Annotated in this window: 27 protein-coding genes; 3 read left to right on the top strand and 24 right to left on the bottom strand. The window is 30.2% G+C overall.

Annotation, left to right across the window (positions count from 1 at the left end; all coding sequences use genetic code 11):
• Positions 1-2: 2 nt before the first annotated feature.
• The 17 genes from NSA58_RS01335 to NSA58_RS01255 form a co-directional block, all read right to left on the bottom strand.
• Positions 3-515 carry a GlcG/HbpS family heme-binding protein gene (locus NSA58_RS01335; protein ID WP_079764770.1) on the bottom strand — a complete coding sequence of 171 codons (513 nt, stop codon included), beginning with the start codon at positions 513-515 and terminating at the stop codon, positions 3-5.
• A 53-nt stretch (positions 516-568) separates the two neighbouring features.
• The gene (gene eutJ / locus NSA58_RS01330; RefSeq protein ID WP_039679534.1) at positions 569-1,390 is read right to left on the bottom strand and encodes an ethanolamine utilization protein EutJ; all 822 of its coding nucleotides are present in this window, start codon (positions 1,388-1,390) and stop codon (positions 569-571) included.
• Positions 1,391-1,503: 113 nt separating this feature from the next.
• The gene (locus NSA58_RS20560; RefSeq protein ID WP_074079915.1) at positions 1,504-2,085 is read right to left on the bottom strand and encodes a BMC domain-containing protein; all 582 of its coding nucleotides are present in this window, start codon (positions 2,083-2,085) and stop codon (positions 1,504-1,506) included.
• Between the two features lie 72 nt (positions 2,086-2,157).
• Entirely contained in the window at positions 2,158-3,273 is a 1,116-nt protein-coding gene (locus NSA58_RS01320) for a 1-propanol dehydrogenase PduQ (RefSeq protein WP_074429595.1), read from the bottom strand.
• Positions 3,274-3,301: 28 nt separating this feature from the next.
• Entirely contained in the window at positions 3,302-4,723 is a 1,422-nt protein-coding gene (locus NSA58_RS01315; RefSeq protein WP_074080245.1) for an aldehyde dehydrogenase family protein, read from the bottom strand.
• Between the two features lie 92 nt (positions 4,724-4,815).
• Positions 4,816-5,466 (bottom strand): phosphate propanoyltransferase, encoded by a 651-nt coding sequence (gene pduL / locus NSA58_RS01310; protein WP_074429594.1) that lies wholly within the window; start codon positions 5,464-5,466, stop codon positions 4,816-4,818.
• 36 nt (positions 5,467-5,502) lie between these two features.
• Positions 5,503-5,781: a BMC domain-containing protein gene (locus NSA58_RS01305; protein WP_039679529.1), complete on the bottom strand. Its 279-nt coding sequence runs from the start codon at positions 5,779-5,781 to the stop codon at positions 5,503-5,505.
• A gap of 16 nt (positions 5,782-5,797) precedes the next feature.
• Positions 5,798-6,988 (bottom strand): methionine adenosyltransferase, encoded by a 1,191-nt coding sequence (gene metK / locus NSA58_RS01300; protein WP_074080253.1) that lies wholly within the window; start codon positions 6,986-6,988, stop codon positions 5,798-5,800.
• A gap of 24 nt (positions 6,989-7,012) precedes the next feature.
• Positions 7,013-8,326 (bottom strand): aldehyde dehydrogenase, encoded by a 1,314-nt coding sequence (locus NSA58_RS01295; RefSeq protein WP_074080247.1) that lies wholly within the window; start codon positions 8,324-8,326, stop codon positions 7,013-7,015.
• 43 nt (positions 8,327-8,369) lie between these two features.
• Positions 8,370-8,633 carry a EutN/CcmL family microcompartment protein gene (locus NSA58_RS01290; RefSeq protein WP_074080248.1) on the bottom strand — a complete coding sequence of 88 codons (264 nt, stop codon included), beginning with the start codon at positions 8,631-8,633 and terminating at the stop codon, positions 8,370-8,372.
• A gap of 15 nt (positions 8,634-8,648) precedes the next feature.
• Entirely contained in the window at positions 8,649-9,017 is a 369-nt protein-coding gene (locus tag NSA58_RS01285; RefSeq protein WP_079764769.1) for a BMC domain-containing protein, read from the bottom strand.
• 14 nt (positions 9,018-9,031) lie between these two features.
• The gene (locus NSA58_RS01280) at positions 9,032-9,808 is read right to left on the bottom strand and encodes a hypothetical protein (RefSeq protein WP_074080249.1); all 777 of its coding nucleotides are present in this window, start codon (positions 9,806-9,808) and stop codon (positions 9,032-9,034) included.
• Positions 9,809-9,881: 73 nt separating this feature from the next.
• Positions 9,882-10,160 (bottom strand): BMC domain-containing protein, encoded by a 279-nt coding sequence (locus tag NSA58_RS01275; protein WP_039679525.1) that lies wholly within the window; start codon positions 10,158-10,160, stop codon positions 9,882-9,884.
• 50 nt (positions 10,161-10,210) lie between these two features.
• The gene (gene pduB / locus NSA58_RS01270) at positions 10,211-10,993 is read right to left on the bottom strand and encodes a propanediol utilization microcompartment protein PduB (RefSeq protein ID WP_074429593.1); all 783 of its coding nucleotides are present in this window, start codon (positions 10,991-10,993) and stop codon (positions 10,211-10,213) included.
• A gap of 25 nt (positions 10,994-11,018) precedes the next feature.
• Positions 11,019-11,936: a glycyl-radical enzyme activating protein gene (locus tag NSA58_RS01265; protein ID WP_074080251.1), complete on the bottom strand. Its 918-nt coding sequence runs from the start codon at positions 11,934-11,936 to the stop codon at positions 11,019-11,021.
• A 37-nt stretch (positions 11,937-11,973) separates the two neighbouring features.
• Entirely contained in the window at positions 11,974-14,517 is a 2,544-nt protein-coding gene (locus tag NSA58_RS01260) for a glycyl radical protein (protein WP_074429592.1), read from the bottom strand.
• 168 nt (positions 14,518-14,685) lie between these two features.
• Positions 14,686-15,252: a DJ-1/PfpI family protein gene (locus tag NSA58_RS01255; RefSeq protein WP_330376060.1), complete on the bottom strand. Its 567-nt coding sequence runs from the start codon at positions 15,250-15,252 to the stop codon at positions 14,686-14,688.
• 331 nt (positions 15,253-15,583) lie between these two features.
• On the opposite strand from NSA58_RS01255, the gene NSA58_RS01250 reads away from it, so the two are divergent.
• Together NSA58_RS01250 and NSA58_RS01245 are read left to right on the top strand one after the other, a co-directional pair.
• Positions 15,584-16,885 (top strand): PocR ligand-binding domain-containing protein, encoded by a 1,302-nt coding sequence (locus NSA58_RS01250; protein ID WP_079764768.1) that lies wholly within the window; start codon positions 15,584-15,586, stop codon positions 16,883-16,885.
• A gap of 22 nt (positions 16,886-16,907) precedes the next feature.
• Positions 16,908-17,924, top strand: a complete 1,017-nt coding sequence (locus tag NSA58_RS01245) for an AraC family transcriptional regulator (protein WP_074429591.1) — start codon at positions 16,908-16,910, stop codon at positions 17,922-17,924.
• A gap of 77 nt (positions 17,925-18,001) precedes the next feature.
• Here the strand turns inward: NSA58_RS01245 and NSA58_RS01240 are convergent, their stop codons facing one another.
• From NSA58_RS01240 to NSA58_RS01210, 7 genes are all read right to left on the bottom strand, one after another.
• The gene (locus NSA58_RS01240) at positions 18,002-18,211 is read right to left on the bottom strand and encodes a hypothetical protein (RefSeq protein ID WP_074080168.1); all 210 of its coding nucleotides are present in this window, start codon (positions 18,209-18,211) and stop codon (positions 18,002-18,004) included.
• 83 nt (positions 18,212-18,294) lie between these two features.
• Positions 18,295-19,677 (bottom strand): MATE family efflux transporter, encoded by a 1,383-nt coding sequence (locus NSA58_RS01235; protein WP_074429590.1) that lies wholly within the window; start codon positions 19,675-19,677, stop codon positions 18,295-18,297.
• 10 nt (positions 19,678-19,687) lie between these two features.
• Entirely contained in the window at positions 19,688-20,116 is a 429-nt protein-coding gene (locus tag NSA58_RS01230; RefSeq protein WP_039679517.1) for a MarR family winged helix-turn-helix transcriptional regulator, read from the bottom strand.
• A 383-nt stretch (positions 20,117-20,499) separates the two neighbouring features.
• The gene (locus NSA58_RS01225) at positions 20,500-21,312 is read right to left on the bottom strand and encodes an alpha/beta fold hydrolase (protein ID WP_074429589.1); all 813 of its coding nucleotides are present in this window, start codon (positions 21,310-21,312) and stop codon (positions 20,500-20,502) included.
• 278 nt (positions 21,313-21,590) lie between these two features.
• Positions 21,591-21,806: a hypothetical protein gene (locus tag NSA58_RS01220; protein WP_074429588.1), complete on the bottom strand. Its 216-nt coding sequence runs from the start codon at positions 21,804-21,806 to the stop codon at positions 21,591-21,593.
• A gap of 15 nt (positions 21,807-21,821) precedes the next feature.
• Positions 21,822-22,436, bottom strand: coding sequence for a chloride channel protein (locus NSA58_RS01215; protein ID WP_074429587.1), 615 nt, complete (start codon positions 22,434-22,436; stop codon positions 21,822-21,824).
• Positions 22,437-22,732: 296 nt separating this feature from the next.
• Positions 22,733-23,641, bottom strand: coding sequence for a LysR family transcriptional regulator (locus NSA58_RS01210; protein WP_039679516.1), 909 nt, complete (start codon positions 23,639-23,641; stop codon positions 22,733-22,735).
• A 118-nt stretch (positions 23,642-23,759) separates the two neighbouring features.
• Between NSA58_RS01210 and NSA58_RS01205 the strand changes: the two genes are divergently transcribed.
• The gene (locus NSA58_RS01205; protein WP_074429586.1) at positions 23,760-24,950 is read left to right on the top strand and encodes a coenzyme F420-0:L-glutamate ligase; all 1,191 of its coding nucleotides are present in this window, start codon (positions 23,760-23,762) and stop codon (positions 24,948-24,950) included.
• Positions 24,951-25,103: the final 153 nt, after the last annotated feature.

Genomic DNA, 25,103 nt, shown 5'->3' with positions numbered 1-25,103 from the left:
TTTTATTTTGTCATTACTTTTTTAAGAGCATATTCACATACACAGATGTCTTCTTCTACACTCCCACCACTTATTCCAATAGCTCCAACTACTTTACCTTTGTATATAAATGGTATTCCTCCTCCAAATATTACGAATCTATTATTAGTATGTTGAATACCATATAATTCTTCTCCTGGTTTACATAAATCTTTAAGCTTGTCCGTTGGCATTTTCAAACTTACTGCTGTGTATGCTTTATTTAAAGATAGATCTATACTTGCAAGAAGAGAATTTTCCATTCTATGAATCAAAATTATATTTCCTCCATCATCTACTATTGAGATAACAATTGGTACTTTGATTTCTTTACCTTTTTCTTCAGCGAATTCTGCTAATTTTTTAGCTGTTTGTAAATTGAGTTCTATTGATTTATTATCCTCTATATTAAAATTTTCTCTATTTTTATAATTTAAAATTTCATTTTTAATTACTTTCCTTATTATAAATTCAATTTCTTTTATGTTTTCAGGCAAATTTATATCCTCCTTTAGCTTCAACTGAACATTTTACAATTTAATTAATATTTCTAAACTGTACAATTCATAGCTATTCCTAGAGGTGTTACTAAAAGTGGTTCTATAGGCTTTATAGTTTTCACTTTTATTTCTTTTTCAAATATTTTTTCGAATTCTTTGAAACAACAAGCCCCTCCTACCACGTATATCTCATGAACATCATAGTCTTCTATGTATTTCTTAACGATTGTAGCCATTTTTTCTACTACAGGTCTGATTATTGAAAATACTTCTTGTTCCTTACTTGCTTGTTTTTTTACTTCTTCCGCTTCCTCAAATGTTTTCTGTAAAGATCCAGCTAATACAAGAGTCATATGAGTACCTCCTGTAGCTTCGTCTGCAGTAAATATAACTTTTCCATCTTTTAATATGCTTATGCCTGTAGTTCCACCTCCAACATCTACTACTACTCCTTCTTTTATATCAAGTGCATAAGAAGCTGCTGTTGGTTCATCAACTATATTCACAACTTCTAAATCAGCTGATTCTACTACATTTGCAATAGCTTTTATATTTCCTTTTGTTATTCCAGGAGGTATTGCAGTAGCTGCATAAGATAGTTTTTCTCCTATTATCTCTTCCACTTGTTCTTTTAACATTTTTACTATTCTTATGGCTCCCATATAGTCAACTACTATTCCATCTTTTACTACACTTGACCCATATGTTGCTCCTGCTATAGGATTATTATTTTCATCAACTACAGATAAAACAATATTAGCTGTACCTAAGTCAACTCCTACCTTTAATTTTCCTTCGTATTTATTGCACCTTTTTTCTCTTATAAGACAAGAAAATTCTTCTAGTAATTGATTACTTTTATTTAAGCTCAAAATATCACCTATCCTCCCTCTACTTTCAATAAATCAATATATTTTAGATCATACCTGTTTTATTAATTTCTATATTTATTTTCCAAACATAATTTTGTTGTTTAATTATTTGTTTATTTATCCTCATGATGAATACAATTTACCCTTAAATCACCTTTTTCTCTAGGACATTTAGGATCTTTGCATAAGTTACATGTATATTTTTCCTTGGAATCATCTTCATTAGGATTATTTTCTTCTATATTATTTATCCCTTCTTCTTTAGTATTTTCATTTATTTCTATCTCTTTTATTTCTTTATTGGCTTCATCATCTTCTACTTCTTCTATATCTTCATTTATCGTTTCAATCTCTTTTATATCATCATCTATGATTAATACATTTGTATCATAATATGTGTTTTTATCTTTATCATCATATCCAACTGTATTATTATTTTTGATTAGGCATTCAATACCCTCGCTAGGTCTTGGTATAACTTTTTTGCTATATACTTTTCCAACGTTACTTGATGCTTGTATTGCTGCTGTAACAGCGCCTACATCACCTTCTATTTTTATTACAACCATTCCATTTCCTTGACTTAGCTCATATCCAATCAGATTAACGTTTGCAGATTTTACACAAACATCTGCTAGTTCAATTGCACTAGAAAGACCAATTACTTCTATAATTCCTATTGATAACTGTGACATATACTGACCTCCTTCGATACTACATTATAAGCAAAAAGCTGGATTATAAACCCAGCCCTTTATAATATACATTTAGTATATTTGCAATAATATCTCTTTTATATCATCGCTACTTATATCTTTAGGTGTAGTAGGTAAACATCTATCTTTTAATGTATTTTCTACCATAATATTAATACTGTTTTGATAATCAACCTGACTAATATTCATATCCCTTATTCTAAGTGGCATATTCATAGATATCATCATAGTTTTTATAATACGTTTTAATATCTCTACCGCTATTTTAGGTTTTTCATCTATATTTACAAATTGTAGTTTGTATGAAAGTTCTGCATATTTTTTTAGTATCAGTTCATCTTTACAGTTATAATCTATAACACTATTTAATAGCATAGCATTGGCAAGTCCATGTGGAATATGGAAAGTAGCACCTAGTTGATGTGCTATACTATGATTTAATCCTAACCCAGCTATATTAAAAGACATTCCTGCAAGAGTAGATGCTTCCTGCATCATTTTTCTACTATCTAGATCATTACCCTCTTCATAACATTTGACTAACGACTTTATTAATAGCTCTATTGATTTTTCTGACAATGCATCAGAAAATGCATTATTATTTTTAGATACATAAGCTTCTAATGCATGAGTTAACACATCCATACCTGTATTTGCAGTAATAGCTTTTGGAACTGTTAATGTTAATGCCGGATCTAAAAGAGCTACGTCTGGTAAAATGTCTTCTGACTCTATTATCTTTTTCACATTACTTTCTTTGTCTGTAATAACAGTTAAAGATGTAACTTCTGTTCCTGTACCACTAGTAGTTGGAACTGCTATAAATAAAGGTTGAGAAGTTAAATTTTCTAATTTAGTGAAATAAAGTATTGCTTTTGCAGTATCAATAGCAGATCCACCACCAAAACCAATTAAAATAGAAGGCTTTTCTTTACATATATGTTTAATCCCTTCAACAACTACTTCTGTAGAAGGATCGGGTACTACACCGTCATATATATAGATATTATTATTTACTTCTAAAATATCTGTAAGATATGATACTGCTTTACTTTCTACTAAAAACTTATCACATACTATTAAAATTACTTGATTTTTAATTTCTTCAAGATATTTTATAGACTTGTCCCCACTATAAATTCTTGTTTTGACATATACATTTGACATTATATTTCTCTCCCTTGTGTTCTATCAATTATCTTATGCTGAATGAATCTGATACAACACATCTACGAATTCTACAGAAAGATTTTGGAGATGTTAATCCTTCACCTGTAGGTCCAGCTATTGTAAATGTTGAATGTCCTTCTCCTCCTACACCTATTCCAGCATATGAAGGGGCATTTTTAACAAATATTGTAGTCTCCATAATTTTTGACATCTTGCTTAATTTATCTATATTTTTAGAATGCATAATTGCTGTATGTCTATTTCCATGTTCAGCTTCTTGTGCATATTCTATAGCTTTATCCACATCTTCAACTCTTACAATTGGTAAAATAGGCATCATCATTTCTTCTTGAACAAAAGTATGATCCTTATCAACTTCCATGATGATAGCTTTAATATTATCATCAACAGCTACACCTATTTTATCTAATATATACTTCGCACTTTTTCCTACAAAGTTAGTTTTTGGAGCTCCATTTTCTTTTGCAACAACACTTAAAAGTTGATCTATTACTTTCTTGTCTTTAACTAAATAAGCGCCGTTTAACTTCATATTTTCAATTAAGCTATCACAAATTGATGCTACTGCGAATACTTCTTTTTCTGCTATACAAGGAACGTTATTATCAAAGCTACATCCATCTATAATATCCTTAGCTGCTTTTTTAATATCTGCAGTTTCATCTACAACAACTGGAGGGTTTCCTGCACCAGCTCCAATAGCTTTTTTCCCTGATGAAAGTACTTTTTTAACGATAGATGGTCCACCTGTTGCTACTAAAAAACGTACTTTTGAATTTTCAATCATTTTATTTGTATTTTCAATTGAAGGTTTTTCAACCATAGTTATAAGATTTTTAGGTGCTCCTACTTCTTCTAATGCTTTGTTAAGTATTTTTATAATAGTTTGAGAAACCTTAGTAGCTCTTGGGTGTGGACTGAATACTACTGTATTTCCTCCTGCTATCATACCTATAGAGTTACAAATAATAGTTTCTGTAGGGTTTGTTGTAGGAGTTATAGCTCCAATAACACCAAACGGACAATACTCTACTAAAGTAAGACCATCATCTCCAGTTTTTACAGATGATATTAAATCTTCTGTACCAGGAGTTTTTTCAGCTGCTAATCTATTTTTTATTAACTTGTGCTCATAACAACCTATTTCAGTTTCATCTACTGCTAATTTAGATATAAGCTCAAGATTTTCTTGATTTAATATAGCACTTCTTATAGCATCCACATATTTTTGTCTATCTGATATTTTTGAAAATAATAGTTCTTTTTGTGCTACATATGATGCATCAATAGCCTCTTCTATAGTTTTAAAAACTCCATAATTATCTTCTACAGAATTTTTTTCTACTTCTTGAGTAATATTTTCAATTTTAATTTCTTTTAGTGCATCTGAAACCATTTTTTCAATTAATTTTACATCTATATCCATATTTACACCTTCCTTAAAGTTACCTATTTCTGTCAATTTGAGATGATTACATCTCTAATAATGTATCTAAACTTCTAAAATTTTTTTCTTAATTAACCTTGCTTTTTTATAATTACAGAATCATTATTTTTTAAATCAAAAGCATTTGCTTCGTCCATATCCACATGCATTTCTAGTTTATATTTAGGAGATACTCTAACAAGTACATCCCCTAAAACTCCTGATCTTTGACCACAAATTTGTACTTCCACAGTATCCTTATCTTTAATTCCCATAATTTGTGCATCTTCTGGTGTCATATGAATATGACGCAATGCAATTATGGCTCCATGAGGAAGTTTTATAACTCCTTTAGGTCCAATAATTTCTATACCCGATGTTCCATCTAAATCCCCTGACTCTCTTACTAAAGCTTTTAAACCAAGACGAAAGCTATCAGTTCTTGAAATTTCTACTTGGCTTTCATTTCTTACAGGACCTAAAATACGAACATTGTTAAATTCCCCTTTTGGCCCTCTAATAGTAACTGTTTCATTACTAGCAAATTGACCTGGTTGTTTTAAATCAACTTTCTTTGTAAGATTATATCCTTCTCCAAACAACACATCTAAATGTTTTTGAGATAAATGAATATGTCTATTTGATATACCTATTGGTATTCTTAGTTTTTCATATTCTTTTAATTTCTCTATTACTTTCTGAGTAATGATTTTTACTAATATTTCCGAATATTCTGAAATCATTTTTTATGCTCCTTTTATGATACTACTAATTTGTTTTTATAAAGATTTTGGTAATATTTTTTCAACATCTGTGTGTGGTCTTGGTATTACATGAGCAGAAACTACTTCTCCAATGGCATTTGCTGCTGCAGTACCTGCATCTACTGATGCTTTAACAGCTCCAACATCACCTCTAACCATTACAGTTACTAATCCAGATCCTATTTTTTCATATCCTATTAAATTTACATTTGCTGCTTTTGTCATTGCATCTGCTGCTTCTATAGCTCCTACTAACCCTTTTGTTTCTACCATTCCTAATGCTTCATTTGACATTTTTAAATCCTCCTAATTAAAATAATTTATTTTTTATTTTTCTTTTTATTTCATCAACCTTATTAGTTTTTTCCCAAGCAAAATCCTCATCATCTCTTCCAAAATGACCATATGCTGCTGTTTTTAAATATTGAGGTCTTCTTAATTGAAGATTTTCTATTATATCTACAACTTTGAATGAGAAAACTTCTTTAACTATTTCTTCAATTTCTCTATCAGGTATAACACCTGTATTAAATGTATTTGCGGTAACAGCTAATGGTTCTATTCCTCCAATAGCATAGGCAATTGATACTTCACATCGTTTTGCAAGATTGGCAGCCACTATATTTTTAGCAACATATCTCGCCATATAAGCTCCAGATCGATCAACCTTTGTTGGGTCCTTTCCCGAAAAGGCCCCTCCCCCATGTCTAGAGATAGTACCATAAGAGTCTACCATTATTTTTCTTCCAGTAAGACCTGTATCTCCTGTTGGTCCTCCGATTACAAATCTACCTGTTGGATTAATATATATTTTTGTATCTTTTGTTATCCATTTATTATCTATAACTTGATTAATAACAGATCCAATTATGAATTCTCTAAGTAAATCATTAGATATCTTTTCACTATGTTGAGCTGAAATAACGATACTTTCAATGCTTATAGGATTATCCTCTGAGTCATAAGCCATTGTTACTTGTGTTTTTCCATCAGGATAAAGGAAGTATGCTCCTCCAATTTTTCTAACTTTTGCAAGTTGAAATGATAATCTATTAGCTAATTCGCAAGAAATAGGCATAAAGTTTTTAGTTTCATCACAAGCATAACCATACATTATTCCTTGATCACCGCTTCCTATTTCTTCTTTATCTTCACTTTTAGATTTTTTAACTCCTATGGATATATCTGATGATTGATTATGTACATTAGTTAAAATCAAGCAGGAATCAGCATCAAATCCTTTGTTAGGTGTTGTATATCCTATCTTTCTAATAATATTTCTTGCTACTTCAACTATATTAACCTTTGCAGTTGAGGCAACCTCTCCAGCAATTACTAATGTGTCTGTAGATACCATAGCTTCAACAGCTACATGAGATTTGCTGTCTTGCTTTAAATATTCATCTAATATACCATCTGATATTTGGTCACAGATCTTATCTGGATGACCTTCTGTAACAGATTCTGATGTTACATAATATCTTATTTTTCCTTTATTCATCTCCACATATCACTTCCTTATCATTTAACGAATAGAAAAGCCTGTTGTTAATATACATCTTCTTTTTCTTCCAAAATTTTTGGCAGTAGTTGAACCTTCTCCTGTAACATTAGCTATTGTGAATGTCGTATCTCCTTCTTCATCAAATCCTATTCCAAGATATGAAGGTCCATTTTTTACAAATATAGATGTTTGCATTTTTTTAGCAGCTCTATTTAAATGCTCAATAGATTCAGAAAACATACTTGATGTATGTTTACAGCCTTGCTCAATTTCAATAGCCATTTCTAAAGCTTCATCAAAATTTTTAGCTCTCACTATTGGAAGTATTGGCATAAATATTTCTTTTACAACTGCATCACTATAACAAGAATCTTCAAATACAATTAACTTTATAATCTTATCAACTTTTATTCCAGACTTATGTAAGATTAAATTTGCATTTTTACCTTCTAGTTTTTTATTTACAACACCATCTTCTGTTATAATGGTATTTAATAATTTTTTCTTTTCATCTTCACTTGTAATAAAGTAAACTTCATTTTTCTTAATTTCTTCTATAAACTTATCGGCAATATCATCAACTAAAACAGTGCTTTTTTCTGATGTGCACATAAGGTTATTATCAAAAGATGCTCCTAAGAATATATCCTTTGCAGCTTTTTTAATATCTGCCGTTTCATCTACTATAGCAACTGGATTTGCAGGCCCGGCAGCTATAACTTTTTTCTGAGAACTTAAAGCCCTTTGTAATCCAGTGCTTCCACCTGTAAAAACTACTAGCTCTACATCTGGATGATTCATTAATTCTAATGTGTACTTTATAAGACTCTCATCTAAAGTTACTACTAGGTTATGTATACCACAGACTTCAATAATAGATTTATTTATTATTTCTGTTAATAATTGAGATACTTTCATTGCCCTTGGATGTGGACAATGGATGACAGAATTACCTGCTGATAATAGGGCTATGGTATTATTTATTAAAGTTGCACATGGATTTGTACATGGCTGTACTGCGCAAGCAACTCCGTATGGTGAAATTTCATACAAAGTCATACCATGATCTCCTGTGCTGACCTCTGTAGTTAGATTCTCAATCCCAGGAGTTTTTTCAATAGCAAGGGAAATTTTCTTAGCTTTATCATTTATATTTCCCATGCAAGTCTCATCAACTGTCATTCTAGCCAAATCATTAACTAAGGGACGAAGAGATTTTTTAATAGATTCGATAATTTCTTGTCGCTCATTTAATGTGAATTCTGTATATCTCTCAAATGCTTTCTTCGATACAAATACTGCATCACAAACACTTTTATAAATGCCACTTTTCATTTGAAGAAACTTCACCCCCTTTATTTTTTAAAAAAATTACTTTCTAAATATCTATAGCATCTATAATTCCAATAATAGCCATATCAATCATAGATTCTTTTCTTCTTGGATCTACGCGAACTGATGACCCTTGGGCAATTAGAACTATATCTCCTATGCCTGCTCCTACAAAATCTACAGCTATTTCTTCACTATCTATATATTCACTCTTACCATTAACTCGTCTGATTATCATTAATTTACATCCAACTAATGAATCTTCTTTTCTAGTAGCTACAACAGTTCCTATAACCTTTGCCAGTTTCATAAAATTTACATCCTTTTATTCTTTATTTTCTAAATTATCATCAGCTTCTTCTTTTAACTCACTACTTTCACACTCTGTTAAAGAGTTTTCTGTTTTAACAGTTTCTTCTTTTATTGTTCCGAAAACTTTATATACAAAATCTGATGGTCTTGGAATAATTTTTGATGACACAAAATGATTATGTGTAATTCCTATTTGTTTACCTGCACTTACTGCAGCATTTACTGCTCCAATATCACCAGTAATTTTTATAGTCATATATCCTAAACCTTTTGAATTTTCTATTCCAATAATTTTAATATTAGCGGATTTTGCCATAGCATCAGCAACTACTAAAGCTGTTGACATCCCACTAATTTCAACTAATCCTAGTGATTGGTTCATTATTTGTCACCTCCTTAAAATTGCTTTATTTCTATATTTAAAGTTCTGGCTTTTTCTCTTGCCAAGTCAGTTATAATATCATCAGAGTTGACAACAATAGTTCCATTAACTCCATATTGTTCTATATTTTCTAAGGTAATTACTTTTTTTCTACATTTATTCTCTTCTTGAAATGAAGTATTATCTCTTATATTTAAATTCACTTTAGTTTGTTCATCTGAATTCTTCTCTTTGTATAATTCAATTAATTCTGATGTACTTTTTATCTCTATCCCATACTCTAAAACCGTTTTATAATAAGATACAATCTGTTTTATATAGGCTTTAGGCTCTTTATTTGTAAACTTCTTCAAACCTGATTTTAAAAACACTATTTTTCCACCTTCTTCAATAGCAGATGCAATCCATTCATTACAAAATGTATCGCTTATACATAGTGCTGTTTTTACAACTAAATCTCTTTCAACTACTGGAAATATACTTATTACCTTTGAAAGATCTTTTGGTATTCCATCTGAAAAATATATTATGTTTTCATCTGGAACGTATTTATTTATATCTGATTTGCAAACATGATTTTTTAGTCCATCATCTGCAACTATATGAATATTAAATAAACCACTTTTATCTATCTGTTCTAAAAAATCTAAATATCCTGTATCACATTTTTTACTACAAAATATATAGGCTTTTGATTTTTCTATATTACTTTTAAAAATATTCTTCTGACTTGTAATTTCAAGCAATACTTTCTTAACAATCTCTCTTATTTTTTCTTCACTAATATTCAAATCTACACCTCATCTCAATAAGCGCCTCAATTATAAAATTGAGGCACTATTTTACATCTTTATGTAAATGTTTCTATTTAATATTAGGAATAATCTTTTCAACATCTGTGTGTGGTCTTGGTATTACATGAGTTGATACAACTTGACCTATTGCCGAAGCTGCTGCTGTACCTGCATCTACTGATGCTTTAACAGCTCCTACATCACCTCTTACCATTACAGTTACTAAGCCTGAACCTATTTTTTCATATCCTACTAATATAACATTTGCAGCTTTAACCATTGCATCAGCTGCTTCTATAGCTCCTACAAGCCCTTTTGTTTCTATCATACCTAATGCTTCAGAATTCATATATAAGCCTCCTTAATTAATAAAACCAGTTTTTATTTATATTTTTTATATTAAATATATGGAGTTGTAGTAGGTTTAGGTTCATCACCTAAAGCTCCGAGCATTTTTTTACCAGCTGAAATAGCTGCTTTAACTGCTTGTCTTACTGCTCCCGAATCTCCTGTAAAAGTTAAAATAATTTCATTTGAAAAACTTGTCCCATTAGATGGAGAAGAATATCCAACAACTTCTACATTTGCTGCTTTAACTGCTATATCTGCTAAAACTGTTCCTATAGCAGCTGGTCCAGCACAAGTCATACCAAATGCTTTACCAAGAGGTGCCCCTAAAGCTTTCTCCAAGCAATAGCTTGCTCTTGCAGTATATTGAAACTCTAAGTGTCCTGCCTCGTTACCATATACATCACCAAAATATTTAGGTATTGCTTGAAGTGCTATCTCAACAGCTCTTCTAGCATCAGATACATCATCTGCTCCTATGTATATAAGACTTCCATGACCTGCTCCACCTTTTGTATCTCTTGGTAATTCAACAGATATGATTTCAGTATTTGTAGCTTTTACAGCTTCATCAACTGCCCATATTTGAGGTCCTGCGCCTGTTCTTCCTCCAATAATACCTATTGAACGATATTTTCCTAAATTCATAGTTTCAACTAACATTGAATCTACACTTGCTATTACAAGACCTATAGTATCACCCATTGAAGTACCAACAAATTCAGTCATTCCAATAGATTTATTTTCAGTACAATTTTCTTTAGCTTTTTCTTCTTTAACACCTAACTCTTCAGTTACTTGCTTCATTACTTTTTCAATTAAATTCTGATCCATTAAACTTTCCTCCACTATATTTTAACTATCCGCCTATGATACATTTAATACCATAGCTTTCTACTATTTTCTTATGCTCATTTAAATCTTCTTTGCTTAATCTTTTAAGTCCATCGAGTGTATACTCTATTCCTAAAAGATCGTATTTGTTTTCACCAAAAGTATGATATGGTAAAAGATGTATTGTATCTACGTTATTAAGAGTTTTCACAAACTTGGCAATATCCTCAATATCTTTATAAGAGTAATTAAATCCAGGTATTATAGGAACTCTAACAACAGTTTTGGTAATTTGAGAAATACGTTTAGCATTTTTCAAAATTACCTCATTAGATATACCAGTAAATTTTTTATGAGTATATGGATCTATATGTTTTATATCTAATAAAACTGTATCCACATATGGTATAACTTTTTCAATAGCTTCTGAACTACCAAATCCTGTTGTTTCAATGGCTGTACTCCATCCCTGACTTTTACAAGCTAATAATAGTTGCGATGCAAATTCATGTTGAACAAGAGGTTCTCCTCCAGAAAGAGTAACACCTCCATTAGATCTTCTAAATATAGTTGCATCTTTTTTCAACTCTTTTATTGCTTGTTGTATGGTCATTGTTTTTCCTTTTAAAACTAATGCACCTGATGGGCAAACATTTGTACACTCTCCACAACCCGTACATTTCTCCCTATCAATATGAGTTTCATTGTCAAAACTTATTGCTCCAACTTTACAAACTGAAATACATCTACCACATTTAAAGCAATCACTTTTTTTATACATTACAATAGGGCTATTGTTTTGACTTTCAGGATTACTGCACCATCTACAGTGTAAAGGGCAACCCTTAAGGAATACAATTGTACGAATACCGGGACCATCATGTAAGGAAAATCTCTGCATATCGAATACAGTTCCTGTCATATTATAATTAATTGAATCCATAACGACTCCCTTCACTCTCTTGTTTATCTATTAATTTCTATAAATTTTGCTCTGTACGGCTAATGATGTCATCTTGAACTTCTTTAGCTAATACAGTAAATTGAGCACTATACCCAGCAACACGTACAACTAAATCTTTATGTTCTTCTGGATTCTTTTGAGCTTCTATAAGTTTTGCTTTATCTATTACATTAAATTGAACATGCATACCTTTATGATCAAAATATGATCTTACTATTGAAGCGAATCTCTTAAGCCCTTCGTCTCCTGCTAATGCTGAAGGTAAGAATTTTTGATTATAAAGTGTTCCATTTGAATAATTTTCATGATCTAATTTGGCAACAGACATTGCAGCTGCTGTTGGACCATTTACGTCTTTACCTTGTCTTGGAGAAACCCCATCAGCTAAAGGTTGTTTTGCTAATCTACCATCTGGTAGTGCTGCTACATCTTTACCAAATAATACATTGGCAGAAACTGGGTAGCAACCTGCCTGGAATACTCCTCCACGAGGATTTGTATATTTTTCAACTTCATGAGAATATATTTGACCACATTTTCTAGCTAATAAGTCAACTTCATCTTCATCATTACCATACCAAGTTGTATTTTCCATTATTCTCTTTATATCAGCATATTTAGAAACACCATCATTAGATACTCCACAAGCTAACTCATTTGTTATTGTTTTTTGCATATCTGCTATATCTATAGCATTTGATGTACCCATACTACTTAATATACGCTTAACAGCTTCATATATTTTAGCTTCATCATCACTAGTTGCTGTATCGCCACAAGCTTGAGCATCTACACCATATCCAAAGTTATTATCTAAAGCTTCCATAAGGTCAGACATAGTAACTTCTTTATTATCAAATACGTGCTTCTTAATTGCATACATTGAATCACCACTATCAGCTACTCCAAATGCTTGTGGTCCTGTAAAGTTATAGATTGCTCCACCTTCTTGAACACTCTTACCTCTACCTATACAGTCATCAACTAAAGCTGAAAGGAATGGTAATGGAGCTCTTTCTGCATGAGCTAAATCTACACAGTTATCAGCTTCTACTAAGTGATATATGAAGTATTCCATTTGCTTTTTGTAGGCTTCAAATAATTGATCTATTGATGTAAATGTTGTTACATCACCAGTAACAGGCCCAAGTTGTTTATCTCCAACTTTACCGTTGTGAAGAGTTATTTCTAATATTTTTGCTATATTAAAGAATGCAGCATCATGCCATCCTTCAGTTTTGTGTGGAGTTTGAGGTTCAACACAACCTATTATGCAATAGTTTCTAGCATCAGCAAGTGATACTCCTCTATTACAAAGTGCAGGTATTATAACCTCATCATTGTACATTGCAGGTACTCCTAATCCTAAACGTGTTACCTCGCAAGCTCTATAAAGGAACTCATCTGGTGTATTTTGATGAACACGTATTGAGAATGATGGAGCTGGTAATTGTACATGAGCAACTGCTTCCATGCACATGTAAGAAACATCATTTGTAACATCCATACCTTCTTCATTTTGTCCACCTACTATAAGGTTTTGGAAAACTGCATATCCAGCAAATGCTTGAGCTGAAACTTCATCACGAGTTTTATTTACATCATTTAATTTTACCCATATACAATCTACTAGTTCTTGAGCACTTTCTTTAGATATCTCTTTATCCATTTCTAAGAAAGGATACATATATTGGTCAAAACGACCTGGAGAAATTGAGTGACCATTTGCTTCTATTTGAAGTAATATTTGAACAAACCAGAATGATTGACAAGCTTCGTAAAAGTTTGTTGCTCCGTTTTCTGGAACTCTATCACAGTTTGATGCTATTTTAAGTAATTCAGCTTTTCTTATTGGATCTGCACAACTTGCTGCCATCTCTCTAGCTTTATCAGCATAACGATGAGCAAAATTTATTGCAGCCTTATATGTTATAATTACTGCATCATAGAAATTTCTTTTCTTTATATATTCAGGATCAGTTGTATCCATTTTTTCTAATGCTTGTTTAACTTCCTCTATTATTCCAGAGAAACCTATATTTAAAACTTTTCCATAGTCTACACAAACATGGCCAACACCACCGTAGAAATAGTTCCCAACAGTAAATACACCATTAGCTATACAATCTTTTGTATCTTGAGACATATATGAATCAGCTAATTCACTTGTTGTTTTACCTTTCCAATATTCAAAGGCACCCTCAAGTTCTTTTGCTGTTTCTTTAGGTATTTGGAATGGATCTGCTATTCTTGTACCCATTGTTTCAAACTCTTTAGCAACCCACTCATATGAAAACTCTGGGCAAAGTTCTGTTGAACGTAAGTTTTTAGTAATTGCACCTACAACAAGCTCATCTTCATGAATTGTTACTGGTAAATTATTAAATATATGTTCAGCAGCTTTAGCACGTCTCATTATTGGAGATAATCCTTCTGTTTCCTTATATGATTCTGTTACTAATAAAGCTCTTTCTGACTCTACATATGGTATTGCATTAATAATAGCGTTCTTTAATCTTTTTATACGTTCTGTTGGTTGTGTAAAACCTCTTCCTATCATAAATATCCTCCTCATAATTTGTCTAAGTAAATGTTAAAAAGTTTTTTTATTTCTAATTGCATTCTATCTCATAGACAGTAAAATCTATAAATATTTTAAAAACTTAAAATATGTAATTTTAAAACTAATATTTTTATTTATTATTTTTTATGTGATACAAAATTTGTATTAATTTTGTCTTTTTAGTAGTTTTAAGAAACCTTTTAGTATTTCTATATTTCCAGGCCATGCTGGAGAAGTTACTAAATTTCTACATATAACTGCCTCATGTGCTTCTTTTTTTATAAAATTCCCACCTGCTGACTTAACTTCTGGTTCTAAAGAATAATATCCAGTTACATCTAATCCTCTAATAACATCAGCTGCTGTTAAAATCTGTACTCCATGGCAAATTGACGCTATAGGTTTTTCTAAATCCATAAAATAATGAACTATATCAATTATCCTACTATCCATTCTCAAATACTCTGGTGATCGCCCCCCTGTTATAAACAATCCATCATACTCATGTAGTTTTATATTTTGAAAAGAAGCATTCAAAATAAAGTTATGTCCTACTTTTTCTGTATAAGTCTGATATCCTTCAAAATCATGGATAGCTGTTTTCACAATATCTCCCTTATTTTTGTCAGGACATACCACATCAACTTCTAGTCCTACTACTTGTAGCGCTTGATAAGGTACCATTAACTCATAATCTTCTGTAAAATCACCTGCTATCATTAAAATTTTCACAATATACCTCCTTAATTTGAAAATATGTTATATAAATATGGATAAATCATCATAATTCAATATCATTTCATTCATTATAGTTTATTAGTATTTCAATCTCATGTGTTTACGGCGTCTATTTAAGGTAATATTCAAACCATTAACAATACTTATTTATACATTGAAACAGTCATAATTTTACATTTACAGGTTTGTAATTTACATCTGGCTTTTCAGCTATAATGCTCAATTACATTCAATTGTTAAAAAATGTCACATATGATATAATTTAGCTTAAAGGTAGGGGGAGTCACTATTCTACTTTTATAAATATTTACTAAGGACTGATAAAATGGATAAAAATTTGTTAACTAATCAAATTAAAATGTTATATGATGACGATTTTTCAGATCCAGTCAATGAAAAGGTTTTACTCGATAAGCTAGATATTATACACCTTTTCGGACGGGAAAAACTTGAGCAAATACAAACAATTCTTTCAAATACCACGGGTTTGGCTTTTGTTACTGTAGACTTCAAAGGTGATACTATTACTGATGAAACTAGCTTTTCAGAGTTTTGTAAGAATATAAGAAATAGTCCTCTTGGATTGCAAAGATGTAAATCTTCAGATGCATTTGGTTCTATTCAAGCATCAGTTACACAAAAACCTAATGTATATTTTTGTCCATGTGGCTTAACAGAAGTCGCTATACCAATTATTATTCATGGTCACTATTTAGGCGGATTTATAGGTGGACAAATTCGCTGCAATGATGCTCCTAATGAAATTTGTGATCTTAGAGCTGTAATGCCTAACAAAGAGTTTGATAATTTTTCTAATAGCTTTAAGGATTTATTTAATGAGATTCCAATATTTCCTTATAAAAAATTAAGAAGCATTGCTGATCTTGTTCAACTTGTAGTAAACCAACTGGGGGAAAATTTACTTTCAAAACAGATAAACCAAAAAATTTCAACTTCTAAACTTATGGAGATTAAAGAGTTAAACAATAATTTAAAAAAAGATTTAAGTAAGGCAACATACGAACTAAATGAGCTAAAATCAACTACAAATGTATACGCTCTTTTAGACCTGATTGCGCTACTTACTAATCTCTCAATAATAGAAAAAGCGCCTAATACTGAATCTGCACTCTATTCATTGTCAGAGTATATTAAATATACACATCAAGTTATAGAGCCTTTTGCTACCCTAAATGATGAGTTGAAAAATATTGAAAATTATTTGGCACTACAAAAAATAAAATATAATGAAAAACTTATATATTCTATAAATATTGATAATAAGGTAACATTTAAAAAAGTGCCGACAAAAATACTATTTCCTTTTATTGAAAATGCCTTATATAACGGTATTTTACTAAATAAAAATGGTGGTTCTATCAACATAATAGGCACATTTGAAAATAATGAAACTACAATTACTATATGTGATAATGGTCCAGGACTTACAGATGAAGAACTTTTTATACATTTTGAAGATTATGAAGATAAACACGAAGGCTATTACATAAAACTAGGTATAGATAGTTCAATAAAGAAATTGAAAAGTATCTACGGTGATAAATTTGAGTTTGCAGTAAGTATAGATAAACTAAAAGGCAGAGAATATAAATTTATATGGAAATAAACATAAAAGGGGCTGATTGATTTTGTATAAAGTTTTAATTGCAGATAACGATATCCTTATGTGTGAGGCTTTAAGTATTAAAATTTCAAAGAATAGCAACTTTGAAGTTATTAATATTGTAAATACTTATGAAGATGTTTTAGAAGAATATAGCAAAAATCCTATTGACATTCTTTTTTTAGGCTCTCATATTTCTGGTATTAATTGTATAGAGACTAGCCAATTCATCAACCAATCGTTCCCACATACATCCATATATGTAATTTCATCTTTTCAGGCTAAAAATTTATTAAAAAGTAAGGGAAATAATGCTATACAAGATATTATTGAAAAGCCATTAAACCATATGATTATAAATAATATATTAAATTCATTTGCTGGTAAAAAAGAAGATTTGTCTTATTTTAATCCCTTTGAAGAATTGATTAAATCTATAGAAAATAAAAATTATAATGATTTTTACCTAAATATAAATCAAGTTTCTGATAAAGTATATAAATACAGCAAAAAAAATATTGCTACAGTAAATGAATCCTTTAAGATTAATGTACAAAATATTTTATTGGATCAAGGCTTTGATATAAATATATTTAACTCTATTAGAACTAAGTTTCCTTTGAGTTCAAATATTTTACAAAATTCTAAGTCTACTGAAATTTGGATCTTTAAAGTATTTGATTTCATATTTAAACAAAATAGCATAAAACGCTATTCTATTCTAAAAAATGTTTTTATTTATATAGACGAGCACATTCATGAAGAAATTAATCTAAGTTCCATAGTAAAATCTTGCAATATAAGTCAAGGTTATCTAAGTAGAATATTTAGAGAACAATTTGGTATTAGTGTTACAGAATACCTACATATGAAAAAAATCCATTTAGCTAAAACATATTTTTATTTTAATAAAGACAGTATTGTAGATGTAGCATTTAAGCTTGGATATAATGAAAGTAGTTATTTTAGTAAAGTGTTTAAGAAATATGAAAATATGACTGTTAAAGAATATAAAAGTCTATGTACAGATAATACTTTATAAATTTGTGAATAATAAAATATTATATATAAAAAGACCTGTAATAAGTCAATTACAGGTCTTTTTATATATTAATCACATTATTTATTGTCTAAGTATTTATTAAATATGATTGTTGCTAATTCTTCTTTTGTTAGTGTTTCAAGACTTGGTATATCACATAAGTCCATCTCTAATAGAAACTCTCCACACTCAACTTCTAAATATGATTCTGTATCATCTTTTTTAACTTCCCAGCCTTCTATATCAGCTACTATATTTGCAATTCTTTCTTCTTTAGTTTTAGTCATAAGAGTACTCCTTTTTATTTTTCTATAAATATATTTTAAGTTTTAACTTTTTGTCGTAATTAAATTTAATATTTTATTTATATTTATGCTGAAAGAACTTCTTTTTCTAGCGGTTCTTCCACTAGTAACTTATGAGTTTTAACTTCTCTCACTAATAACACTCCAGTTAACACAAAAGAAATCACATCTGCAATAGGTTGAGCAAACCAAACACCGTTTAAACCTAAAATATTAGGTAAAATAAGCATCATCGGCACTAGTAAGATTACCTGTCTAAGTAAACTTAAAAACATAGCTTGTTTAGCTTTACCAATTGATTGGAAGTAATTTGAACCTATCATAGACACACCTATAAGTGGCATCATAATTAAATATTTTCTAATACCATCTACTGATATATTAACAAGATTAATATCACTATTAAACAAACTAACAATTGGCTCTGGTACAAACATAACTATTAACCAACCTATACCTAATCCTATAGTAGCTGCCATTGAACAAAGTTTTAAGGCTTCATCAGCTCTATCAAATCTTTTTGCACCGTAATTAAATCCAATTATAGGCTGAGCACCTTGACTTATACCTACAATCGGCATACCAACTAACATGATTATTGAGTTTATAGTAGCCATAGCACCTATAGCTAAATCTCCACCATGAGTTTTTAAAGCATTGTTACATATAATTTGCACACAACTTGCAGCTATTTGCATTGAAAAAGGAGCTGCACCTATGGCAAATATCATTTTTATTAAATACGTATCTAATTTTAAATTAGCTTTTCTAAGTTTTAAATTTGATTTACCTTTTAAATAATAAGATAGTCCCCATAAAGCTGTTATACTTTGAGAAATTATAGTAGCCACAGCTGCTCCTTGTATTCCCATTTTGAACACAAATATAAATAAACCATCTAATACTATATTAGTAGCACATCCAACAACCATTATAGTTGCAGAAAGCTTTGGATTTCCATCTCCCCTAATTATATTGTTAAAAGAAAATGCCATTAAATTAAATACTGTCCCAAGTAAAATTATGTCTATATAAGCTTTTGCATAAGGTAAACTATCTGTACTTGCTCCAAATAATTGTAATATTTGATTACCAAATATTAGTCCAATAGCTGTTATAGTTAAACCTATCACTATTGATAAAGTTAAAGAGTTTCCAATTATCTTTTCTGCCTCTTCCTTTTTACCTTGACCAAGTTTTATAGAAATATTTGTTGCAGAGCCCACACTCACAAGCATCCCAAAAGCCATTATTATTGTCATAATTGGCATAGTAACTCCTAAACCTGTTATGGCAAGTGGACCTACTCCTGGTATATTTCCTATAAATATTCTATCCACTACGTTATATAGCCCATTTACCATCATACCAATTATGGCTGGTAAAGAATATTTCAATAATAACTTTCCTACAGTCTCCGTGCCTAAAACTTGTTGATTATCTTTCATTTAATCTCTCCTATATATTTTGATTTATACAAACTTTTTTAAGTAAGTTACGTAAAACTTCCACTTCTTCTTGAGAAATAGTTGTAGTAATACTTTCTTCCCATTGGTATAACAATTGAAACACTTCATCTTTTATTTCTTTTGATTTATCTGTTAAATATAATTTATAAGCTCTTTTATCATGTTCGTCTCTTTCTCTAGTTAAAAATCCTTGTTCTACAAGTTTTTTTACTGCTCTACAGGTAGTTCCCTTATCTATACTTAGGTTTTGTGATAGTTCTTCTTGACTAATTCCATCTTTTTTATAAAGTTGTATCAAAAACATTACTTGCCCATATCCTAATCCATATTTTGCGACTTCTTTACTTATAAAAGAATTTCCTTTTCTATAAATTCCAGATATATATTTACCTATAGGTTCCTTACTTTTGATTTCCATTTTGTCCTCCTAAGTGGATATCTTTTAATTTAGTTGTATGAGCAACCATTGACCATTCCTTAATTATATTATTTTTTAGTTGTATGTACAACTATTTTTGAAGTGATATTTGACTAAAGCTATCTGAATTCTTAAACACAATTTCTTCAAATATAAAAAACTACTAAATCATAAATCTTCATATATGGACTTAAAATCATAGACTGCTGTTTTTGAATCATATTATACCTACCTCAAATAAATTTATAGATGCCTATTATAAATTAACAACTAAAAAATCGTAGATTATATAATCTACGATTTTTTATAACTTGGATAATGTAACCCCTTTTTCAGTGGTCTCACTTTTAACCAATATCTTTTTCTTATATACTTATAAAACTTTATTCTTCAATAAATTTCACCAATTCTTCATTAAATCTATCTCGCTGATCATAGAATGAGGCGTGCCCACTGAATTCAAATGGCACAAGTCTAGAATTTCTAATACTCTGATTTTGCACCTTACCTAATGAAAATGGAACAACTTTATCATGAATTCCATGAATAATTAAGGTTGGAACATTTATTTTTCCTAAATCAGAAAATAGTACCTCATTTATCCAATCATTTGCAATTGCTGCAGTTGACCAACCTGCTGCTTGTAAACCTAATTGTAAAAACCAATCAGAAAATGGCTCAGTTGTGTGCTGAAAGAAAAAAGTATCACCGAAATCACTCAGCATTTTAGGACGATCATTGTATGTTCCATCAATAATTTTAATCACGTCCTCTTCTTCTAAACCATATGGAAAATCTGGACGTTTAATAAGACTAGGAGCCGCAGCAGCAAAAAGAGCAAGTTTGGATACTCCGTATCCATTATGACGGGACATGTATCGAATAGCTACAGCTCCTCCAGTTGAATGTCCTGCAAGTATGAAATTATTTAATTTTAAGCCATTAACCACGCATCTAACATCGTCTGACAATCTATCATAGTCATAACCTTCATAAGGCTTATCCGACTTGCCAAATCCTCTCATGTCTATACCGATACATCTATAACCTAGTTTTGGAAGTTGATTAAACTGATATTCAAACAGATTATGATTCCCAGGCCACCCATGTAAAAACACTATTGTTTTATTGCCATTTGGGTTAAGATCCTCTACGTAAACTTTTACATTCGGTTCTACTTTAACATAATACCCCATACACATACCTCCACATAAAATGCTTTATTAATAAGTTATTCTTATTTTATAGAAATATGTGATTTGTCTTCTTATTCTTAGTCTCTATTTGATTTTTTAAAGAGTACAGGTTTAGGCTAAACTCTTTCAGAAATACTCATATTAAAGTCGAAAATCTGCTTGTGGTAGCAATTCATATCTCCACTATAATGTAGATGAATAAATATAAAAATCTCACACTTTACCAGTATGAGCTTTTCGTGAATTTGAGTGGTAGAGACTAATCCCAGCAATAGAATCTACGATTTATTTTTTAATACTTTAATTTCAATATTATTAATCATTTTACCTATAGCTGTAGCCTTACTTGCAAGACCTGTAACTATTATAGACAAACAAAAAACTGGATCTATAGAAAATAACTTAGACAATCCATAAGCTAGGCAACTTCCAGAAAATATAAAAGGAAATATATGTCCACCCCTATGCCCTATTGATAAACATATTTCTGTCAACAAAAGTTTTACTATTTATAATAAAATCAGCATATAAATAGGTATATTATTCCACTCAACAACTAATGATCTTAATTCATGTTCTCCAGAAAATAATATCCAAGGATAGATAGTTCCTAATCCTTCAATTATTCCCTTTAGTATTTTTTTATTTTCAATAGGCTTTAATATTCCATTTAGTACTAAAGCATACATTTTGTATATATATGCAAATAGCATACCTATAATAATTAATGGTACAAACCAAATAATCTCTTTAAACCCAATATTACTTTGTCCAAATTTAACTATAAATGAAGGTCTATTATCAAATTTTGATGATAACATAAATACTAAAAAACTGGCTATTGTTGTTACAGTATAAACAATTACTTTTATGTGCTTTATTATATGTATATTTTCTGAACTTTTTTCACTTAATGTATATAATCCAAATAAAGGTGCTCTAAACATAAGTCCTACACTAACTTGCATACTGCATACTATTATCTCATCTGGATGCTGGTTAACAACATTCATTTTCTTAAATCGTTCTTTCATTTTATCTCCAATAAAGGTGATCATTCCTCCTACAATACCTGATAGTGCAGCCTCTGGTCCAACACTTGCACCAAAGAATAATATTGTCAAAGAATTTATAATAGAATATTTTTACGATTTATACTCTACTCTTTTATTTTTCTTAAACTCTTCTAGCTTTTGGTCCATATATTTTGGTATTCTCCAAAATATTTTTGAGTAATCCCGACTAAAATACCACCTATACTTGCAACTATTAAAGTCCAATATTTTATATTAAAAAATCTTTTAAAGTGTACCTATATTTACAATCATTTCTCATATACTCACACTCCTATAAAATAGTATGATGGTTTATTGTAAAGTAGCAAAATCAATTGTAATAGCACTTTAAATCAACACCTGTGTTATATACTATCATTCAATGAAGAGTTGGCGGATGATAATATTTCAACAAACTTTGCAGAGGCCAATGAAAGTGGAACATCCTTTAAATAGCAAACACCAATACTTCTACTTGGTATTTCTTCTAAAGTATTAACCTCATACAATAATCCCTTTTCTAAATAATCCTTTGAAAACTCCTTTACTACACAAGCGATTCCTAAATTAATCTTTGCAAACTCCAATAATAGATCAAAAGATCCAAGTTCAAACTCTGGAGAAATTTTTATACCTTTGGATATCATGAACTTTTCTACATACTTTCTTGAATTTGAATTAGGCTCTAGGAATATTAAAGGATATTTTACTATTTCTTCTAATAAAATTTTCTCCGTTAATAAATCCTTATACTTATCTCCACAAACAAAAATATCTCTAACCTCTCTACAAGGTCTTAATTCTAATGAATTATCATCAAGCGGAAAATTACAAATTGCAATATTAATTTCTCCTGACTTAACTCGAGCACAAAGTTCTAAGGTAGTTCCATTTATAATCTTAAACTTAATATTAGGATATCTATTATGAAAAAGTTCTAAATATGGAAGTATAAAATACTTAGATATAGTATCCCCTACCCCAATCTTTAACTCTCCCACAGTTAAATCTTTAAATTCTAATATTTTTTCTTCTCCAGCATTAATCAAATTAATTGCTGAATTTACATATTCAAATAAAAGATTTCCTTCATTAGTTAAAGATACTCCCTTAGGTGTTCTATTAAAAAGTCTAACATCTAATTCTCTTTCTAATTGAATTATAGATTGACTCACTGCTGGCTGTGTCATGTAAAGCTCCTTTGATGCCTTTGAAAAGCTTTTACTCTTTCCTACCTGACAAAACACCTTATATAAATCTAATTTAGTAACCATATAAGCCCCCCTTATACCATGTATTCGTTCTATTTATTTTACTTATATCATTTCTTGATGTATATTACAATAGTACAAGATATTTGAAAATAAATTTAATTTGTTGGGAGAGATTATTTTGGAAAGAGTTATTGGTACAGTTGTTAGGGGACTTCGTTGCCCAATCGTTAAAGAAGGCGATAAAATCGAGGATATAGTTGTTGAAAGTGTACTTAAAGCTTCAGAAGTTGAGGGCTTTACTATAAATGATAAAGATATAGTTACTGTAACTGAATCAGTAGTTGCACGTGCTCAAGGAAATTATGCTTCTATAGATAATATAGCTAAAGATGTTAAATCTAAATTTGGTGACGATACTATTGGGGTAATATTCCCTATCTTAAGTCGTAACCGTTTTGCAATCTGCCTTCGTGGTATAGCAAAGGAAGCTAAGAAAATAGTATTAATGTTAAGCTATCCATCTGATGAAGTTGGAAATCATCTAGTTGACTTAGATATGTTGGATGATAAAGGAGTTAATCCTTGGACAGATGTTTTAACAGAGCAAGAATTCCGTAATCTATTTGGGTATAATAAACATACTTTCACAGGTGTTGATTACATTGATTATTATAAATCTTTAATCCAAGAATATGGTGTTGAGTGTGAAGTAATATTCTCAAACAATCCTAAAACTATCTTAAATTATACAAAGAGCGTTCTTACTTGCGATATTCATACAAGATTTAGAACTAAGAAAATTTTAAAAGCAAATGGTGTAGAAAAAGTCTATAGCCTTGATGATATATTATGCGAATCTATTGATGGAAGTGGATGTAATGAAGCTTATGGATTACTAGGTTCAAACAAATCAACAGAAGAAACTGTTAAGCTTTTCCCTCGTAACTGTCAACCTATCGTTGATAATATACAAGCTATTCTTAAAGAGAAAACAGGAAAAGATGTTGAAGTTATGATTTATGGAGATGGAGCTTTCAAAGATCCAGTAGGTAAAATTTGGGAACTTGCTGACCCAGTTGTTTCACCAGCTTATACATCAGGATTAAATGGTACTCCAAATGAAATAAAATTAAAGTATCTTGCTGATAATAACTTCGCTGATTTAGAGGGTGAAGAGCTTAAGACAGCAATATCAGAATATATTAAAAATAAGGAATCAGATTTAGTTGGAGCTATGGAAGCACAAGGTACTACTCCAAGAAGACTCACTGACCTTATAGGATCATTATCTGATTTAACTTCAGGAAGTGGAGATAAGGGAACTCCTATTATATTCATCCAAGGTTATTTCGATAATTACACAAAATAATAATAAAAAAATGGCTACCATTTTAGTAGATTAAAAATTTATTAGGAGACTATCTTTAGATTTGTATAAATATAATATGTTTATCAAAAATATTACTGGGAATTTTAGTTTTCAGTAATATTTTTTTTACTATTTGAAATACTAATTATGGAA

This window comes from Terrisporobacter muris, assembly GCF_024621905.1.
Classification (GTDB): domain Bacteria; phylum Bacillota; class Clostridia; order Peptostreptococcales; family Peptostreptococcaceae; genus Terrisporobacter; species Terrisporobacter muris.
Note: the sequence above shows the minus strand (reverse complement) of the source record. Positions and strands in the feature narration are given on the sequence as shown.

What these genes read in the sequence shown, in the direction of transcription:
- NSA58_RS20560 (WP_074079915.1), bottom strand. Translation starts at nt 2,085, where the DNA reads ATGTCACAGTTATCAATAGGAATTATAGAAGTAATTGGTCTTTCTAGT.
- NSA58_RS01320 (WP_074429595.1), bottom strand. Translation starts at nt 3,273, where the DNA reads ATGTCAAATGTATATGTCAAAACAAGAATTTATAGTGGGGACAAGTCT.
- NSA58_RS01315 (WP_074080245.1), bottom strand. Translation starts at nt 4,723, where the DNA reads ATGGATATAGATGTAAAATTAATTGAAAAAATGGTTTCAGATGCACTA.
- pduL (WP_074429594.1), bottom strand. Translation starts at nt 5,466, where the DNA reads ATGATTTCAGAATATTCGGAAATATTAGTAAAAATCATTACTCAGAAA.
- NSA58_RS01305 (WP_039679529.1), bottom strand. Translation starts at nt 5,781, where the DNA reads ATGTCAAATGAAGCATTAGGAATGGTAGAAACAAAAGGGTTAGTAGGA.
- metK (WP_074080253.1), bottom strand. Translation starts at nt 6,988, where the DNA reads ATGAATAAAGGAAAAATAAGATATTATGTAACATCAGAATCTGTTACA.
- NSA58_RS01295 (WP_074080247.1), bottom strand. Translation starts at nt 8,326, where the DNA reads ATGAAAAGTGGCATTTATAAAAGTGTTTGTGATGCAGTATTTGTATCG.
- NSA58_RS01290 (WP_074080248.1), bottom strand. Translation starts at nt 8,633, where the DNA reads ATGAAACTGGCAAAGGTTATAGGAACTGTTGTAGCTACTAGAAAAGAA.
- NSA58_RS01285 (WP_079764769.1), bottom strand. Translation starts at nt 9,017, where the DNA reads ATGAACCAATCACTAGGATTAGTTGAAATTAGTGGGATGTCAACAGCT.
- NSA58_RS01275 (WP_039679525.1), bottom strand. Translation starts at nt 10,160, where the DNA reads ATGAATTCTGAAGCATTAGGTATGATAGAAACAAAAGGGCTTGTAGGA.
- pduB (WP_074429593.1), bottom strand. Translation starts at nt 10,993, where the DNA reads ATGGATCAGAATTTAATTGAAAAAGTAATGAAGCAAGTAACTGAAGAG.
- NSA58_RS01265 (WP_074080251.1), bottom strand. Translation starts at nt 11,936, where the DNA reads ATGGATTCAATTAATTATAATATGACAGGAACTGTATTCGATATGCAG.
- NSA58_RS01260 (WP_074429592.1), bottom strand. Translation starts at nt 14,517, where the DNA reads ATGATAGGAAGAGGTTTTACACAACCAACAGAACGTATAAAAAGATTA.
- NSA58_RS01250 (WP_079764768.1), top strand. Translation starts at nt 15,584, where the DNA reads ATGGATAAAAATTTGTTAACTAATCAAATTAAAATGTTATATGATGAC.
- NSA58_RS01240 (WP_074080168.1), bottom strand. Translation starts at nt 18,211, where the DNA reads ATGACTAAAACTAAAGAAGAAAGAATTGCAAATATAGTAGCTGATATA.
- NSA58_RS01235 (WP_074429590.1), bottom strand. Translation starts at nt 19,677, where the DNA reads ATGAAAGATAATCAACAAGTTTTAGGCACGGAGACTGTAGGAAAGTTA.
- NSA58_RS01230 (WP_039679517.1), bottom strand. Translation starts at nt 20,116, where the DNA reads ATGGAAATCAAAAGTAAGGAACCTATAGGTAAATATATATCTGGAATT.
- NSA58_RS01225 (WP_074429589.1), bottom strand. Translation starts at nt 21,312, where the DNA reads ATGGGGTATTATGTTAAAGTAGAACCGAATGTAAAAGTTTACGTAGAG.
- NSA58_RS01210 (WP_039679516.1), bottom strand. Translation starts at nt 23,641, where the DNA reads ATGGTTACTAAATTAGATTTATATAAGGTGTTTTGTCAGGTAGGAAAG.